Annotated in this window: 15 protein-coding genes and 1 tRNA gene; 6 read left to right on the forward strand and 10 right to left on the reverse strand. The window is 72.8% G+C overall.

Annotated elements, in window-relative coordinates:
• Positions 1 to 20: 20 nt before the first annotated feature.
• Together PIJ49_RS06150 and PIJ49_RS06155 are read right to left on the reverse strand one after the other, a co-directional pair.
• Positions 21 to 1,019 (reverse strand): DUF2332 family protein, encoded by a 999-nt coding sequence (locus PIJ49_RS06150; protein WP_271826093.1) that lies wholly within the window; start codon positions 1,017 to 1,019, stop codon positions 21 to 23.
• The gene (locus PIJ49_RS06155; RefSeq protein ID WP_209685436.1) at positions 1,016 to 1,483 is read right to left on the reverse strand and encodes a GNAT family N-acetyltransferase; all 468 of its coding nucleotides are present in this window, start codon (positions 1,481 to 1,483) and stop codon (positions 1,016 to 1,018) included. Before PIJ49_RS06155 ends, PIJ49_RS06150 begins: the two co-directional genes overlap by 4 nt.
• Before the next feature lie 65 nt (positions 1,484 to 1,548).
• Between PIJ49_RS06155 and msrB the strand changes: the two genes are divergently transcribed.
• Both msrB and PIJ49_RS06165 read left to right on the forward strand, forming a co-directional pair.
• On the forward strand, positions 1,549 to 1,953 hold the full coding sequence (msrB, locus tag PIJ49_RS06160) for a peptide-methionine (R)-S-oxide reductase MsrB (RefSeq protein ID WP_066656573.1): 405 nt from the start codon (positions 1,549 to 1,551) through the stop codon (positions 1,951 to 1,953).
• Positions 1,954 to 1,989: 36 nt separating this feature from the next.
• A tRNA-Thr gene (locus PIJ49_RS06165) sits at positions 1,990 to 2,065 on the forward strand.
• 45 nt (positions 2,066 to 2,110) lie between these two features.
• Here the strand turns inward: PIJ49_RS06165 and PIJ49_RS06170 are convergent.
• The 3 genes from PIJ49_RS06170 to PIJ49_RS06180 all read right to left on the reverse strand — a co-directional run bounded on the left by PIJ49_RS06170 (position 2,111) and on the right by PIJ49_RS06180 (position 5,764).
• Entirely contained in the window at positions 2,111 to 3,553 is a 1,443-nt protein-coding gene (locus tag PIJ49_RS06170) for a glycosyltransferase family 39 protein (RefSeq protein WP_251160906.1), read from the reverse strand.
• Between the two features lie 319 nt (positions 3,554 to 3,872).
• On the reverse strand, positions 3,873 to 4,904 hold the full coding sequence (locus tag PIJ49_RS06175; protein WP_066656578.1) for an aldo/keto reductase: 1,032 nt from the start codon (positions 4,902 to 4,904) through the stop codon (positions 3,873 to 3,875).
• A 74-nt stretch (positions 4,905 to 4,978) separates the two neighbouring features.
• A complete protein-coding gene (locus tag PIJ49_RS06180; protein ID WP_209685433.1) occupies positions 4,979 to 5,764 on the reverse strand; it encodes an alpha/beta fold hydrolase in 786 nt (261 codons plus the stop codon).
• Between PIJ49_RS06180 and PIJ49_RS06185 the strand changes: the two genes are divergently transcribed.
• Complete coding sequence (locus PIJ49_RS06185) at positions 5,763 to 6,617, forward strand: NAD(P)H-hydrate epimerase (RefSeq protein ID WP_209685431.1); 855 nt, start codon at positions 5,763 to 5,765, stop codon at positions 6,615 to 6,617. The genes PIJ49_RS06180 and PIJ49_RS06185 overlap by 2 nt on opposite strands.
• A 45-nt stretch (positions 6,618 to 6,662) precedes the next feature.
• Here the strand turns inward: PIJ49_RS06185 and PIJ49_RS06190 are convergent, their stop codons facing one another.
• Together PIJ49_RS06190 and PIJ49_RS06195 are read right to left on the reverse strand one after the other, a co-directional pair.
• Positions 6,663 to 7,604 (reverse strand): 2-deoxy-5-keto-D-gluconate 6-phosphate aldolase domain-containing protein, encoded by a 942-nt coding sequence (locus tag PIJ49_RS06190; RefSeq protein ID WP_251160907.1) that lies wholly within the window; start codon positions 7,602 to 7,604, stop codon positions 6,663 to 6,665.
• A 34-nt stretch (positions 7,605 to 7,638) separates the two neighbouring features.
• Positions 7,639 to 8,781: a glycerol dehydrogenase gene (locus PIJ49_RS06195; RefSeq protein WP_066656610.1), complete on the reverse strand. Its 1,143-nt coding sequence runs from the start codon at positions 8,779 to 8,781 to the stop codon at positions 7,639 to 7,641.
• A gap of 102 nt (positions 8,782 to 8,883) precedes the next feature.
• Here PIJ49_RS06195 and ypfJ point away from each other — a divergent pair, with 102 nt between their 5' ends.
• Complete coding sequence (gene ypfJ / locus PIJ49_RS06200) at positions 8,884 to 9,777, forward strand: KPN_02809 family neutral zinc metallopeptidase (RefSeq protein ID WP_066656617.1); 894 nt, start codon at positions 8,884 to 8,886, stop codon at positions 9,775 to 9,777.
• Between the two features lie 114 nt (positions 9,778 to 9,891).
• Here the strand turns inward: ypfJ and PIJ49_RS06205 are convergent, their stop codons facing one another.
• Positions 9,892 to 10,806: a DsbA family protein gene (locus tag PIJ49_RS06205; RefSeq protein WP_271826094.1), complete on the reverse strand. Its 915-nt coding sequence runs from the start codon at positions 10,804 to 10,806 to the stop codon at positions 9,892 to 9,894.
• Between the two features lie 254 nt (positions 10,807 to 11,060).
• Between PIJ49_RS06205 and PIJ49_RS06210 the strand changes: the two genes are divergently transcribed.
• Both PIJ49_RS06210 and PIJ49_RS06215 read left to right on the forward strand, forming a co-directional pair.
• A complete protein-coding gene (locus tag PIJ49_RS06210) occupies positions 11,061 to 12,161 on the forward strand; it encodes an ABC transporter ATP-binding protein (protein WP_066656626.1) in 1,101 nt (366 codons plus the stop codon).
• Between the two features lie 140 nt (positions 12,162 to 12,301).
• Positions 12,302 to 13,606 (forward strand): DUF4032 domain-containing protein, encoded by a 1,305-nt coding sequence (locus PIJ49_RS06215; RefSeq protein ID WP_271826095.1) that lies wholly within the window; start codon positions 12,302 to 12,304, stop codon positions 13,604 to 13,606.
• Positions 13,607 to 13,717: 111 nt separating this feature from the next.
• Here PIJ49_RS06215 and rlmB read toward each other — a convergent pair whose 3' ends face one another.
• Together rlmB and cysS are read right to left on the reverse strand one after the other, a co-directional pair.
• Positions 13,718 to 14,728: a 23S rRNA (guanosine(2251)-2'-O)-methyltransferase RlmB gene (gene rlmB / locus PIJ49_RS06220; RefSeq protein WP_066656632.1), complete on the reverse strand. Its 1,011-nt coding sequence runs from the start codon at positions 14,726 to 14,728 to the stop codon at positions 13,718 to 13,720.
• Between the two features lie 28 nt (positions 14,729 to 14,756).
• Entirely contained in the window at positions 14,757 to 16,166 is a 1,410-nt protein-coding gene (gene cysS, locus PIJ49_RS06225) for a cysteine--tRNA ligase (RefSeq protein WP_271826096.1), read from the reverse strand.
• Between the last annotated feature and the right edge of the window lie 49 nt (positions 16,167 to 16,215).

A 16,215-nucleotide genomic window follows, 5' to 3' on the forward strand; every position in this document is an offset into this window, starting at 1 on the left:
GGACTGTCGCGAAGCCCGGTTCAGGCTCCGGGCCGCCGGAACCACCGCACCCGGACGCCGAACGGGTCGCAGACCGCCGTCGCCACACCGTCGAGCGACACCGTGGCGAAGGCGTCCGGGTCCGCCGGGTCGACGTCGTCGGGCAGCGTCGCGGCCACCCCGCGCAGGATGCCCGTCCGTTCGACCGCGACCCAGTGCACGCCACGCTCTGCCAGCCGGTCGACCACGCGCTGGCGGTCGGCGCCCGGCACGTAGACGAGGGTCCCGGTGGTGAGCACCACGGGACGGACGCCGTCCGGCAACGCGTCCAGTGCACGGTCGAGGTCGCCGGGCAGCGTGCCACGGATCCGGACGGGAGGCACGACGAGCGTCGCGCGCGCCGCCTCGCGCATCAGGGCGGTGCGGTCCGTCGCCTCGGGCGGGACGGCCTCGACCAGCCGGTCGAACGCACCGGGCTCGGCGAGGTCGATCGGGTTCGGGTCGAGGGCGACCCGCGCGCCGATCCGGATCGGGGTGCCGGCCGGCTCGGGGACCGCGCCGCTGGCGTCGACCGTCAGGTGCACCGACGGCTCGGCGACGGCGGTGTGCACCCGGACCGTGCCGTCCCCGGTCCGGTGGTCGAGCGTCACCCGGTCCGGGATCGAGCAGAGCCCGGCGGCGGCCCCGGCGTCGACGAGGCCGAGCGGCCGCGGGTCCGCCGCGGCGAGCGCCGCGAACAGCGGGACGACGGGACCGAGCCGCCGCGGGTCGTTGGCCTGCACCGTGGAAAGGGCGAGCGCCGTGACGAACGCGGCACGGGCCTCCCGGCCGAGCGCACGGAGCGCTCCGGGGTCCGACGGGTCGGCACCCAGCCGACGTGCGACGGCGAAGACCAACTCCGGTTGCCGCTGCTGCTCGGGGACCGCGTCGAGGAGCGCGACCAGGTCGTCGTCGACCGAGCGTGCCCAGGCCGCGTACGACGGCGAGGCCGGAGCGATGCGCGCCGCGTAGGTGGCGTACCGCTCGCGCGTGCCGGTCACGGGCGGTGCATGCCGACGTGACGGATGCCGGCCTCGTCGTAGGGCGCACCGAACCGGACGAAGCCGTGCCGCTCGTAGAGGCTCGCGACGTACTCCTGGGCGTGCAGGACGAACGGCTCGTGACCGTGCGCCTCGAGCACCCCCGCGACCAGCCGTCCGGCGATCCCCTGCCCCCGGTGGTCGGGGTGGGTGGCGACCCGGCCGATCACCCAGGCCGGCGGCTCGCTGGCAGCGGGGTGGTCCTCGTCCGGGGCGGGCCGGACGAGGCGGAGGTACCCGACCGGATCGTCGTCGGCTCCGAACCACCAGTGCTCGGTGTCGGGCTCGCGGTCACGGCCGTCGAAGTCGTCGGCGGTGACCCGCTGCTCGAGGGCGAAGACGCGGTTCCGCAGCCGCACGATGCCGTACAGTTCGTCCGTCGTCAGGCGGGTCCAGCGGGCGTGGCGGACGGAATGCTCGGACATCGTCGCGAGTTTACTGAAGGGGTCGGGCATCACCATCGAGCCCCGACCGGAAGCAGGAGGAAGCAATGGCGTACAACGTCGACAAGTCGGACGCCCAGTGGCGCGAGGAGCTCTCCCCGGACCAGTACGCCGTGCTCCGGCAGGCCGGGACCGAGCGCCCGTGGACGGGTGAGCTGCTCGACGAGGAGCGCGCCGGCACGTACACCTGTGCGGCGTGCGGCGCGGAGCTGTTCCAGAGCGGCACGAAGTTCGACTCCGGTTGCGGCTGGCCGTCGTTCTACGAGTCGGTCCGCCCCGAGGCGGTCCAGCTCATCGAGGACAAGTCCCTCGGCATGGTCCGCACCGAGGTCCGCTGCGCGAACTGCGGCTCGCACCTCGGGCACGTGTTCCCCGACGGCTTCGGCACCCCGACGGGTGACCGCTACTGCATGAACTCGCTGTCGCTGAACTTCTCCGAGCAGGGCGAATGAGACCCCGACGCGTCCGCCGGTAGGATGGGCGCGTCAGCCGGCATGGCGCAATTGGTAGCGCACCGTACTTGTAATACGGGGGTTGCGGGTTCGAGTCCCGCTGCCGGCCCCAGATCACGGCTCCTCGTGCAGCCCGAGGCGGAGCCGTCGCGCGTCGTCACCGCACGTCGAGCTCGCCGTCCGCGTCCCGTTCGATCTCGCCGTCCGGGATCCAGACGACGATGCGGTCCAGGCGCACCCGCTCGAACGACGACCGCTCGTCGCGCAGCAGGTCCGTGACCTCCTGCGGCAGCGGGAAGCGCTGGTCGCGGCCCACCACGATCGCCTCGAACGGTGCATCGTCGACGTCGCGCACGCCGCGCGCACCGACGTACTGGTCGTAGTCGCTGGGGGTGATCGCGCCGAAGAAGATGCGGCCGTCCCGGATGCCCTCGCTCCGCAGCAGCGGCAGGAGGCGCGCGACCCCCTCGGGGCGTGTCTGCCAGACCGCCCGCGCGGTCGGGATGCTGCCGACGAGCGCGACGACGACGAGGAGTGCGGCGAGCGCGCCGGTCAGCGGCCGGGGGCGGAGCACCGCGAGCCGACCGAGTCCGACCGCGGCGAGCAGGACGATCCAGGGCGTCCACGCGCTGTAGTAGGTCGGCAGCGCGATCTTCGCCGCCACCGTGTAGAACGCGACGAGCAGCAGGAGCGGTGCGGCGAGGAACACCACGAGCCGGTCCGGACGGACGACGACCGCGAGCAGCACCCCGGCGGCCAGGACGACGAGCACCGGCAGGCCGACGCCCTGCGCGAGGAACCACCAGTTCCCCCACCACGGTGCGAACTGGTGGGTCTGCCCGGCGATCACGGCGAGGTGGCCGTTCTCGTTCTGCCCCTCCTGGAAGGCCAGCATGTAGAGCACCGCCGACCGCATGCCCATGGGGGCGTACAGCGCGACGACCGTCACCGCGAAGACCACGGCCCAGACGAGGCCGCCGACGACGAGCCGACGCCACTGCCGGAACAGCAGCGGGGCGAGCAGGAACACGGGCACCAGTACGAGCGTCGACGCCTTCGACGTCACCGAGGCGGCCATGAGCACCGCGGACAGCGGGAGCCACCACCACCGGCCGGTCCGTGTCCAGGTCCACACGGCGAAGAGCGCGGCCAGGGCGAAGAACACCATCACCGGGTCGAGGAGCGCGACACGGTCGAGCCGCGCACCGGATCCACCCCGGGGCGTCAGCGTCCAGAGCGCCGCGGCGGTCCACCCCGCCCAGAAGCCGACCTCGGCGCGGAGCCACACGAACATGACGGCGGCGCCGAGGACGACGAGGGCGGCGACGAGGACCCGGGGCGCGGTGGCCCCCTCGCCGCCGACGAGCTGCGCGAGCCCGAACAGGTACTTCGCCGTCGGCGGGTGCTCGCGGTTCTGGTCGAACGCGCCGTGCACGTACGCGAAGCCGGCGCGGACGTAGGTGGACTCGTCGCCGCCGATGTTCTCGTCGGCGATCCGCCAGAAGCACTGGTAGGCGGCCGCCAGGGCGAGCAGGACGAGGGCGACGATCCGTACCGCTCGGCGGTCCTGGAGCACGAGGGCGTGGCGTCGACTGGGCACCGGACGATCCTACGGCGGGAGCCGACGCCCTCCGGCGGGAGCACGGAGGGCCCGGACGATGGACGTCCCGGGCCCTCCGGCGCGCGGAACGCGGATCAGGAGGCGTTCCGAGCGCTCGACGCGGTAACCAGCCGGTCGTCCCTCGATGGTGTCACCGCACCCGGTGACGTGTCCACGGTTCCGGTCCGATCCACGCGAACCCGCACGGATGTGCAGGAACCGGCCGGTCGGACTGCGTCCCCGCTGTGTGCGCGCCGGGCGGATGCCCGACGCGCACGGCCGTGCTCCGCGTCCGACCGCGATCAGTGTCGGACCGCGATCAGCGTCCGCCCGTGATGCGGCGCTCGCGCTGGGCGACGCCGGCGGTGCCGTAGGGGTAGTCGTCGACCCGCGGGGCACTCGCGTCCGTCAGGGCCTGCAGCTCGTCGTCGGTGAGCACGAGGTCGGCAGCGCCGAGGTTGTCCTCGAGCTGCGAGACCGTCCGGGCGCCGAGGATGACGCTCGTCACCGCGGGCCGCGCGAGCAGCCAGGCGAGGGCGACCTGCGACTTCGAGGCACCGTGCGCGTCGGCGACCGCGGAGACCGCGTCGAGCACCTTCCACGTGCGCTCGTCGCCGTTGCGGGCCTCCCACGCCTCCATGCCGCGCTGCGGGTTCTCGCCGAGACGTGTCGAGCCCGTCGGAGCCTCGTCGCGCTGGTACTTCCCGGAGAGCCAGCCGCCGGCCAGGGGCGACCACGGGAGCAGACCGATGCCGGCGTCCAGGCACGCGGGCACGACCTCGTGCTCGATGTCCCGCACGAGCAGGTTGTACTGCGGCTGCAGCGTCACCGGCGGTGCCCAGCCGTGGGCCTTCGCCTCGTAGACGGCCTTCGTCACCTGGTAGCCGAGGTAGTTCGAGAACCCGTAGGTGCCGATCTTGCCGGCGGACACGGCGTCGTCGAGGAAGCGCAGGGTCTCCTCGATCGGCGTCAGGGCGTCCCACGCGTGCATCTGGTAGAGGTCGATGTGCTCCACACCGAGCCGCTCGAGCGAGGCGTCGAGCGCGACGCGCAGGTGACGGCGGGACAGGCCGAGGTCGTTCGGGCCGTCACCCTGGGGGAACCGGCCCTTCGTCGCGAGGACGACCTGCTGCGCCTCGGTCGGGTGGGCGGCGAGCCACCGGCCGATGATGCGCTCGGACTCGTTGCCGGAGTACACGTCCGCGGTGTCGACGAGCGTGCCGCCCGCTGCGACGAACGTGTCGAGGATCTGGTGGGAGGTGGGTTCGTCGGCCTCACTGCCGAACGTCATGGTGCCGAGGGTCAGCGTCGACACCGATGTCCCGCTGTTGCCGAGGAGTCTGTAGTCCATGGCCGGGACGCTACGCCCGGTCTCCTCCGCCAGCGGGGACCTGCCAGTACCCGTCAGGGGTGCGCACCGCCCCCTCAGCGTCCCTCGGACAGGAAGGCGATCGCACGCTCACGGAAGTCGCGCGACGTGGGGGCGTTGAAGTGGTTCCGACGCGGGATCTCGAAGAACGACGCGTCCGGCGCCGCCTCGGCCAGCCGCACGGCGCTGTCCCGGATCCCGTCCTCGCTGCCCGCCGCCATCAGGATCGGCTGCGCGGGGGCGTTCTCCGGCGTCGGCTCGACGCTGTTCCGCATCCCCTCGACCATCGCGACGAGCGCGCGGAGGTCGTTCCCCTCGACGTTCGCCGCCATCTGCAGGTACCCGTTCGTCACCCGGTCCTCGACCGGGGTGCCGTCGGCGATGTACGCCTTCGCCTGGTCGACCGCCACGCGGCGCATCGGGTCGGCGTCCGGGATCCCGCCGAGGACGGCCCGCGAGATCCGGTCCGGGATCTGCTCGGCGGTGTGCCAGCCGACACGGGCGCCGAGCGAGTACCCGAGGAACGCGACGTCGTCGAGCAGGTAGGTGTCGACGACCGTGGTGACGTCGGCGACGAGCAGGTCCATCGAGTACGCGGACGGGTCGTGCGGCTTCGACGAGGCACCGTGCCCGCGCTGGTCGAGCGCGACGACGCGGTACCCCGCTCGGACGAGGTCACGGGTCCACCCCGAGGCGTGCCAGTTCAGGACGGCGCCGGAGGCGAAGCCGTGCACGGCCACCACGACGGGGGCGTCCGGCTCGCCGAAGTCGTACGTCGCGAGCTTCAGGCCGTCCGGGGACATCACGGCACGGGGACGGGGCGCTTCGGGGACGAGTGACATGGCGCGACCAGGCTACCGGGGCATGGTGGTGGCCATGGACGGCTACGGCGGCGATCAGGTCCGGGCGGCGGAGCGGCCGCACCTCGAGGCGGGCGAACCCCTCATGCAGCGCGCGGCGGCGGGGCTGGCCCGCATCGTCGGCGAGCTGCTCGACGACCCGGCGGTCCGCCCGCAGGACGGCCCGGGGTCGGTCCTGCTGCTGGTGGGCAGCGGCGACAACGGCGGTGATGCCCTGTTCGCGGGTGCGCACCTGGCGTCGGACGGGAGGCACGTGACGGTGCTGCGCGTCGGCGCACGTGTCCACGAGGCGGGCCTGGCAGCGGCGCTGGACGCCGGGTCGCGCCTCGCCCCACCGGCACGGCCGGACCGCCGCTGGCGCGTCGCTCCGGAACCGGCGGCGTGGGCCCCGGACGGCCCGACGGACCCTGACGACGCCGGTGCGGCCGACGTCCTGCGGGCCGCCGCGACCCCGGACGCCGAGCGCCTGGCGGCGGTCGCCGCCGAGGCCGCCGCGGGAGCCGACCTCGTGCTCGACGGCATCCTCGGCATCGGTGCCGGCGGCGGCACCCCCTTGCGCTCCCCCGCTCGGCAGGTCGTCGACGCGATCCGCGAGCTCGCCCGCGACCAGCGCGCCCCGTTCGTCGTCGCCGTCGACGTGCCGAGCGGCATCGACGTCGACACCGGCGCGGTGGCCGACGACCACGTGCTCCACGCCGACGTCACCGTGACCTTCGGCGGGGTCAAGGCGGGCCTGCTCACCGGCCCCGGGGCGACGCTCGCCGGGCGGATCGAGCTCGTCGACGTCGGCATCGGAGCGGACCTGGCGACGATGGAGCCGCTCGTCCGCACCTGACGCCGGTCCGCGCCCGACACCGACCCGGCGTCGACGGGAACGGGATCAGGCCGCGCCGGCGTCCACCCCGTCGACGACGTCGGGACGCGCCTCGAGCCACGTGTCGACGAAGTGCCGGTAGTTGGCGGCGATCACCTGCTCGGCCGCCTCGTGGTCGAGCCCCTGCTGCACGACGTCGTCGAGCGCGTCCTCCCAGTTGCTCCGCCCGATGGCGAAGCCGACGAAGCCGTCGACGGGTGCTGCGACGCGCAGCCACCGGTCGAGCTGGTCCTCGGGGGCGTCGCGGCCGAGCACGATGCACTGCACGTGGTCCCGACCTCCGGCGCGCACGGCGGCGACGACGCGCTCGGCGTCCTCGGTGCGGTCGAGGCCCTCGAGCTTCCACACGTCCGGCTCGACCCCGTGCTCCTGCAGGTACCCGATGGCCTCGACGACGAGTCCCGGGCGGACGTCGCGGTCGTAGTCGTCCGCCTGCGCCTGCTGGTCGTCGGTGCCCGGGACGAGGAGCTCGACCAGGAACGCGCGGTCGGCGTCGTGCAGGGCGCGGGAGACCTCGGCGAGCCGCTCGGCCTGGGCCTGCCGGTCACCGGCGTCGAACGCGGGGTTGTCGCGGACCAGGACCTTCACGAAGTCGGGGTCGAACGAGTCCACGTGCGCGAGCCAGTCGTCGCCGTACTCGAGCTCGAACCAGTCGCGGCCGGACCGCTCGATCGGCATCGCGAGCTGCAGCCCGGCCTCGCGGACGAGCCGGGCGACGTCGTCGCCGTACCGCTCGTCGACGAGCACGCCGGTGCGTGCACGGGAGGCCCCTGCGGCGAGCGCGGTGAGCACACCGCGGTACACGAGCTGCTTGCCGGCACGGACGCGCTGGGCGTCGGCCTCGTCCGCGGGCTCGCCGGACTCGTCGCCGTAGGTGTGCTCCAGGAGCGAGGACCGCTGGTCCATCGCGAGGAGGAAGAGGGGGTGCTGTTCATCGAGGTCGGCCATGCCGCCATGCTGCTCGCACCCCCTCCGTCCGCGCTCAGTGGGCGCGGTACAGTTCCGGCTCCGGCAGCCCGTGGGCGGCACGGATGCTGCGCGAGATGCCCTCGATCGCCACGAGCGCATCGACCACGGCCTCGGCGGTCACGGGGAACGGCATGTTGTGGATCGTCTCGCTCTCCACGGTGGCGGCCTCGGCGACGGCCCGGAGCACGTCCCGGTCGTCGACGGTCAGCCCGATCTCGGTCAGGGTGTTCGGCAGTCCGACCCTCGTCGTGAAGACGACGAAGTCCTCGATCTCGTCGGCGGGCGCCCCCTCGAGCACGAGCTGCGCGATCGTGCCGACGTTGACCTTCTGCCCGTGCGCGAGGCCGTGCGCCTGCGGGGCCGCGGTCAGGCCGTTGTGGATCGCGTGCGCCGCGGCGAGGCCACCGGACTCGAAGCCGAGCCCGGAGAGCAGGGTGTTCGCCTCGACGACCTTCTCGAGCGCGGGCGTGACGACCTTCGCCTTCACGGACTCGATCGCCTGGAGCGCGTTGTCGTGCAGGAGCTCCCACGACAGCTCCGCGAGCGCGACACCGGTCTCGGTCTGCAGCCCGCCGGCCATGGTGTCGGCGTTCGCGCGCTTCGCGGCACGGGCCTCGACCCAGGTCGCGAGGGCGTCGCCGATGCCCGCGACGAGGAACTGCACGGGGGCGTTCGCGACGAGCTTCGTGTCGATGAGCACGAGGTCCGGGTTGTGCGGGAAGAAGCGGTACTCGATGAACTCCCCCTCCTCCGAGTAGACGACCGCGAGCGCGGAGGTCGGGGCGTCGGTGCTCGCGGCGGTCGGCACGCTCGCCCAGCGGATCCCGGCGAGGTGCCCGGAGGCCTTCGCGGCGTCGATCGCGGACCCGCCGCCGAGGCCGACGACGACGTCGGAGTCCGTCTCGCGGATCTTCGCGGTGAGGTCGTCGATCGCCTGCGGGGTGGCGAAGCGTCCGAAGCCGACCCGCTCGACCGGCAGCCCGGCGGCGTCGAAGCTCGTGCGGACGGCGTCCTCGACGATGCCCCACACCACGTCGTCGGCGACGAGCAACGGACGCTTCCCGATCGGCGCGACGAACTCCCCGACGCGGGTGATCGCGTCCTTGCCCTGCACGTAGCGGGCGGGGCTCATGACGGTGCTGATCGGAGTGGCCATGGTGCTGCTTCCTTCCGGGTGGATCGTGCTGTTGTACGACAGGTGTCGGCGGTGCCGACGCACCGGACGCTACGCGGGCCGGCTGCGGGTACGGTCGGCGGCATGACGTTCAACGAGGACTCGCAGCTCAGCGGCGGGAAGGTGAAGCGCCGCGGGCGGACGGCGGCGATCGGTGGTGGCGGCGTCGGTGTCGCGGCGATCGTGGTGTTCCTCATCGCGCAGTTCACCGGGGTCGACCTGAGCGGCATCGTCGGCGACGGTAGTGGCACCACCCAGATCCAGCAGCAGGACGAGACGGTGCAGCCCGCCGAGGAGTGCCGCACCGGCCGCGACGCGAACCAGCGGGTCGAGTGCCGCATGGAGGGCGCGGCCGAGTCGCTCGACGCCTACTGGACGGCCGAGGCCGCCGACCTCGGGATCTCGTACACGACGCCGGGCTTCGTGCTCTTCGACGGGTCGACGGACACCGGTTGCGGCCAGGCCTCGGCGGCGACCGGCCCGTTCTACTGCCCGCCGGACCGCTCGATCTTCCTCGACACGGCGTTCTACGACGACCTGCAGTCCCGGTACGGCTCGTCCGGCGGTCCGCTCGCCCAGATGTACGTCGTCGCGCACGAGTGGGGCCACCACGTGCAGCAGCTCGAGGGCACCTTCGCCGACACCGACCGCTCCGGCACCGGCGCGTCCTCGGGGAGTGTCCGCGTCGAACTGCAGGCGGACTGCTACGCGGGCTCCTGGGTGGGCTCGGCCGCGACCACCCGCGACGCGAACGGCGAGACGTTCTTCGAACCCGTCACCCGGGCGCAGATCGCCGACGCGCTGTCCGCCGCGAGCGCCGTCGGCGACGACAGCATCCAGGAACGGGCCACGGGTCGCGTCGACCCCGACTCGTTCACGCACGGGTCCAGCGCCCAGCGCCAGGCGTGGTTCACGCGGGGCTACGAGCGCGGGGCCACCGCCTGCGACACGTTCAGCGTGCCGGGCTCCCAGCTCTGATCCGCGGGCCGCGGACGCACGTTCGGGTCACGAGCCGCCCCCGGACGCACGGGAGGCTCCCCACCGGTCCGGTGGGGAGCCTCCCGTCCGTCGGTCCGCCGACCGGTCGCGACGTCAGCCGGCGGACGCGCTCGCGGAGGGGGTCGGGGTCGCGGTGGGCGACGGCGTCGCGTCCGACGCCCCGGCCGCCGACACCACGAAGGTGCGGAAGTCGTCGTTGGTGATCGGCGCGGTGAGCTCGTACTGCTTGCCGTTCACGAGCACCAGGGGCGGCCCGGGGAACTCGTCGAGCGACGAGCCGGGGATGTCGCCGCCGGTCACGTCGGCCGTGCGCTCGTCGACCCACTTGGCGTAGGTCTGGTCCTGGATGCAGTCGCGGATCGCGGCCGCGTCCTGCACGCCGTCGACCCCGGTGACGAGCCGCTCGAGCTGCGCGTCGGTGAGGCCGGAGGTGCCCTGGTCGGGCTGCCGCGCGAAGAGCGCCTGGTTCACGGCGTAGAACTGGTCGGGCGACCGGTCCGCGACGCAGGCCGCGGCGTTCGCGGCGCGCAGCGAGTACTTCGTGCCCTGCGACCGGTTCGTCAGCACGGCGACCGGGTGGATGTCGACCGTCGCGGCGCCGGAGTCGACCAGGCTCGCGATGTACTCGCTGTTGGCGTCCTCGAACTGCGCGCAGGTGTCGCAGAGGTAGTCGACGTACATGGTGATCCGCACCGGGTCGGACGCGTCGGTCGCGTCGGGCGTCGGGGACGAGGACGCCCCGACCGGGCGCAGACCCTCGCCGATCGTGATGCCGCCCTGCGACATCGTGGACGGTCCGGGGCCGGCGGGCTTCACCGAGTCGACCAGCACCAGCGTGACGACCGCCACCGCGGCGAGGAGCACGACCCCGAGCCCGATCTGCAGTCCCAGGCGTGTGCCGCGCTGCCGGCGCTTCTGCTGGGTGCGTGCTCGCTGGGCACGCTGCCGTGCGGCCTCTCGTCGTTCGTTGCGCGCGGCGCGTGCGTCACCCTCGGGGCGGTTGGTCATGCGTCGTTGGTCCTCACGTTGCTCCTGACGTCCGCACGGCCTCGCCTTCCCCCGTACGCCGGACGGACCCGCCGATCGTAGTGGTCCTTCCTGGGACCAGCCAACCAGGTCGGACCGGACACTGGCGCTGGCGGGGGAACTCGTGTTGTATGAGCACCGATGGTCGACGACGACCATCCGGGGCCCCCACGGGCAACCGCTTCACAACGGATCGTCCGGCACGTACCTGCCGGTGAAGGAAGGATCGAACGCTCATGGCGTCCGTCACCTACGACAAGGCAACCCGTCTCTACCCCGGAGGCACCCGCCCCGCGGTCGACTCCCTCGACCTGGACGTCGCCGACGGCGAGTTCCTCGTCCTCGTCGGCCCCTCGGGCTGCGGCAAGTCCACCTCCCTGCGCATGCTCGCCGGCCTCGAAGAGGTCAACTCCGGCGCCATCCGCATCGGCGAGCGCGACGTCACCGACGTCCCGCCGAAGGACCGCGACATCGCGATGGTGTTCCAGAACTACGCGCTGTACCCGCACATGACCGTCGCCGAGAACATGGGCTTCGCGCTCAAGATCGCCGGTGTCGGCAAGGAGGAGCGCGCCACCCGCGTGCAGGAGGCCGCGAAGCTCCTCGACCTCGAGCAGTACCTCGGCCGCAAGCCGAAGGCGCTCTCGGGTGGTCAGCGTCAGCGCGTCGCGATGGGCCGCGCGATCGTCCGTCAGCCGCAGGTGTTCCTCATGGACGAGCCGCTGTCGAACCTCGACGCCAAGCTCCGCGTGCAGACCCGCACCCAGATCGCGTCGCTGCAGCGTCGTCTCGGCGTCACCACGGTCTACGTCACGCACGACCAGACCGAGGCCCTGACCATGGGTGACCGCATCGCGGTGCTCAAGGACGGCATCCTGCAGCAGGTCGGCTCCCCGCGCGACCTGTACGAGAAGCCGAACAACGTCTTCGTCGCCGGCTTCATCGGTTCGCCGGCCATGAACCTGCTGCCGGCCGACGTCATCGAGGGCGGCATCAAGTTCGGCACGCTGAACCACCCGCTCGACCGCGACACCCTGTCGAACGCGCGCTCCGGCAACATCACCGTCGGCATCCGCCCCGAGGACGTCGTCGTGTCGACCTCGGGCGAGGGCCTGCCGGTGACGGTCGACGTCGTCGAGGAGCTGGGCGCCGACGGCTACCTCTACGGCCACGCCGACGTGAACGGCCAGCGCACGGACATCGTCGCCCGCGTCGACGGGCGTTCGCACCCGTCGATCGGCGACACGATCGTCATCACGCCGAAGCAGGGCCACGTGCACGCCTTCGACACCGAGTCGGGCGAGCGCCTCGACGACAAGGCAGTCGTCAGCGCGTAGTCTGCGCAGTTCCCCCGGGAGCCCGCGCCCGCCTCACCAGGGCGGGCGCGGGCTCCCGCTGTTCCACCCACCGGACGCCGTGCGCGTGGTGCCGCCGCCACGAGCCCGACGTCCGGTGCCGCGCCCTCCAGGAGCCAACCGTGCCCGACTCCCTCGCCATCACCGCCGCCACCGTCGACCCCGGCCTGCTCGACCTGCCGTGGGACCTGCCGCTCGAGGACTGGCCCGACGACGTCATCGTCGCCCTGCCGAAGGGCATCTCGCGGCACCTCGTGCGCTTCGTGCACCTGAGCGGGTACGTCGCGGCAGTCAAGGAGACCGGGGAGGAGGTCGCGCGGGCCGAGTACGAGATGCTCCGCACGCTGCAGCGCATGGACGTGCCGTGCGTCGACCCGGTCGCGGTGATCACGAACCGAGCCGACGCCGACGGCGAGCCCCTGCACCCGGTGCTCGTGACCCGGCACCTGCGCTTCTCGCTGCCGTACCGCGCGCTGTACTCGCAGACCCTGCGACCGGAGACCGCCACACGCCTGGTCGACGCCCTCGCGCTGCTGCTCGTGCGCCTGCACGTCATCGGCTTCTACTGGGGCGACGTCTCGCTGTCGAACACCCTGTTCCGCCGCGACGCGGGTGCCTTCGCCGCGTACCTCGTGGACGCCGAGACCGGGAAGCTCTACCCGGGCGGCCTCTCCAACGGCCAGCGCGAGAACGACCTCGAGGTGGCCCGGGTCAACATCGCCGGTGAGCTCCTCGACCTCGAGGCCGGCGGGCGCCTCGACGAGAACGCCGACCCCGTGGACGTGTCGAACCGGATCGTCGCGCAGTACCGGACGCTCTGGAAGGAACTGACCGGCACCGAGCAGTTCGACGTCAAGGAGCGCTGGCGCATCAACGACCGGGTCGAGCGTCTGAACGCCCTCGGGTTCGACATCGAGGAGCTCTCGATCCACACCACCGAGGGCGGCTCGCAGGTGCGGATCCAGCCGAAGGTCGTCGACGCCGGACACCACCAGAGGCGTCTGCTCCGGCTGACCGGGCTCGACGCCGGCGAGAACCAGGCGCGGCGCCTGCTCAACGACCTCGACGCCTACCGGGCGCGGAACGGGCGGGACCAGCTCGACGAGGAGATGGTGGCGCACGAGTGGGTGTCCCGGGTGTTCGAGCCGGTGATCCGCTCGATCCCGCGTGACCTGCGCGGACGTCTGGAGCCCGCCGAGGTCTTCCACGAGCTGCTCGAGCACCGCTGGTTCATGTCCCAGGAGGAAGAGCGTTCGGTCTCCCTGCCCGAGGCCACGACCGCGTACATCAACGACGTGCTGCGGCACCGCCGCGACGAGCGGCTGCTCATCAACCCGCCGACGTCGTCCATGACGCTGCCGATCCCCGTCGTCGACGACGACACGGCACACGAGGACGACGTCGAGGACTGGCGCGCGACGGTGTAGCCGGACGGACTGGAGGGGGGGGGGGGGGGGGGGGGGGGGGGCCGGGGGCCCCCCCCCGGGGGCCTCCAGGTGGTCGGGTGGCTGCGCGCTGCGCCACCGCGCAGCGCTCGCCTACTCGGCGCGACGGCGCCGGGCGACCTCCCACAGGGTGACGCTCGCGGCGATGCCCGCGTTGAGCGACTCGGTGGCGCTGGAGATCGGGATCGAGACGATCGCGTCGCAGGTCTCGGTGACCAGGCGGGACAGACCCTTGCCCTCGGACCCGACGACGATCACGATCGGCCGGTCGGCGAGCTCGAGAGCATCGAGCTCGACGTCCCCGTCGCCGTCGAGACCGAGCACGAAGAGCCCCATCGACTTCAGCGACTTGAGCGTCTGCGTCAGGTTCGGCGCCATCGCGACGGGCGTGCGCGCAGCGGCACCGGCACTCGTCTTCCACGCCGACGCCGTGACGCCGACCGAGCGGCGCTGCGGCACGATGACGCCGTGGCCACCGAAGGCCGCGGTCGAGCGGATGATCGCGCCGAGGTTCCGCGGGTCGGTGATGCCGTCGAGGGCGACCATGAGCGGGACCTGGTCGCGGGAGAACGCGCGCTCGGCGAGGTCCTCGGCGACGGCGTACTCGTACGCCGGGACCTTCAGCGCGACACCCTGGTGCACGCTGTCGTGGCCCGTGATGCGGTCGAGCTCCGGCCGCATGATCTCCATGATCGGGACGCCGCGGTGGTTGGCGAGCGCCAGGATCTCCTTGACACGGTCGTCGACCTCGATGCGGGCGGCGATGTACAGCGTCGTCGACGGGGTCTTCGTGCGCAGGGCCTCGAGCACGGAGTTGCGCCCGGTCACGAGCTCGGAGTCGTCGCTCTTGCGCTGCGGCGGCCGACCGGTGCGCTGCTGCGGCGAGCTCGACGCACCGTGACGGCCGCGGGCAGCGTCGAGCCGGTCCTTCGCCGCCTTGCGCTTGCCGGCGGGGTGGTACGGCCGGTCCTCGGCCTTCGGCGTGGGCTTGCGCCCCTCGAGCGCCTGCGCGCCCTGGCCGCCGGAGCCGACCTGCTTGTTGCCCTTGCGGCCGGAGCGGACGGCGCCGGGCCGACCCTTCTTGCTCCCCGAGACGTTCTTCATTGCTCTCTCCTGTCCGGCACGGCCGTTGTCAGGCGATGCTCCAGCGTGTTCCTGCTGCGGTGTCCTCGATGGTGATCCCCGCGGCTGCGAGGTCGTCCCGCACCCGGTCCGCCGTGGCGAAGTCGCGTGCCGCACGGGCCTCGGCGCGCTCCTGCACGAGGCGGTCGACGAGCGCGGCGAGCGGTGCGGCCGAGACGTCCTGCGCACCACCGGACCAGTGGGCCGCTCGCGGGTCGATGCCGAGGACCTCGACCATGGCGGCCACCTGATGGTACGCGACCCCGAGCGCTTCCGCATCGTCGGCGTCGAGCGCGGCGTTCCCGGCACGGACCGTCTCGTGCAGCACGGCCAGCGCCTGCGGCACCGCGAGGTCGTCGTCCATCGCGGCCGCGAACGCGTCGGGCACGGCCGGGGCGTCGCGGAGCGGGACCCCCTCCAGCCGGGGTTCCGCGCGGGCCAGGAACCCCTCGATCCGGTCGTAGGCGGCCTCGGCCTCGGCCAGCGAGCCGTCGTGGTGGTCGATCGAGGACCGGTAGTGCGCCGCGCCGAGGAAGTACCGGACCACGGCCGGACGGGCGGACGCGAGGAAGTCGGCGGCGAAGATCGAGTTCCCGAGGGACTTCGACATCTTCTGCCCCTCGACCGTCACCAGGCCGTTGTGCAGCCAGTACGACGCGAACGGGTCGCCGGCCGCGGTCGACTGCGCGAGCTCGTTCTCGTGGTGCGGGAAGCGCAGGTCGAGGCCTCCGCCGTGGATGTCGAACGCCGGGCCGAGGTAGCGCCGCGACATCGCCGAGCACTCGATGTGCCAGCCCGGGCGGCCCGGCCCCCACGGGGAGTCCCAGGTCGCCGTCGTCGGCTCGCCCGGCTTGGCGCCCTTCCACAGCGCGAAGTCCCGCGGGTCGCGCTTGCCGCGGGGGTCGGCGTCGGTGGCCTCGACCATGTCCTCGCGTCGCTGGCGCGTCAGGGCGCCGTAGGACTCCCAGCTGCCGGTGTCGAAGTACACGTCGCCCGTGCCGTCGGCGGCGGCGTACGCGTGCCCGCGCTCGATCAGCCGCTCGATGATCTCGTGCATCTGCGGCACGCTCGCGGTCGCCCGCGGCTCGTACGTCGGGGCGAGGATCCCGAGGGCGTCGTACGCGGCGGTGAACTCCCGCTCGACGCGGTACGCCCGGGCGAACCACTGCTCGTCGGTGCCCGCGGCCAGGTCGAGCACCTTGTCGTCGATGTCGGTGACGTTCCGCACGAGGGTCACCCGGTACCCGCGGTACGTCAGCCACCGGCGCCACACGTCGTAGACCAGTGCCGAGCGCAGGTGCCCGATGTGCGGCGACGACTGCACCGTCGGCCCGCACACGTACATGCTCACCTGTCCGTCGACCAGCGGGACGAGGTCGACGACGGCTGCGGCGCGGGAGTCGTACAGGCGAACGGTCACGCCCCAAGCCTAGGACGTCGGACGCGCCGGGTGACGGAGGGGGTCGGCA

Origin of the sequence: Curtobacterium uvaldense (assembly GCF_028307415.1) — a bacterium.
Classification (GTDB): Bacteria; Actinomycetota; Actinomycetes; order Actinomycetales; family Microbacteriaceae; genus Curtobacterium.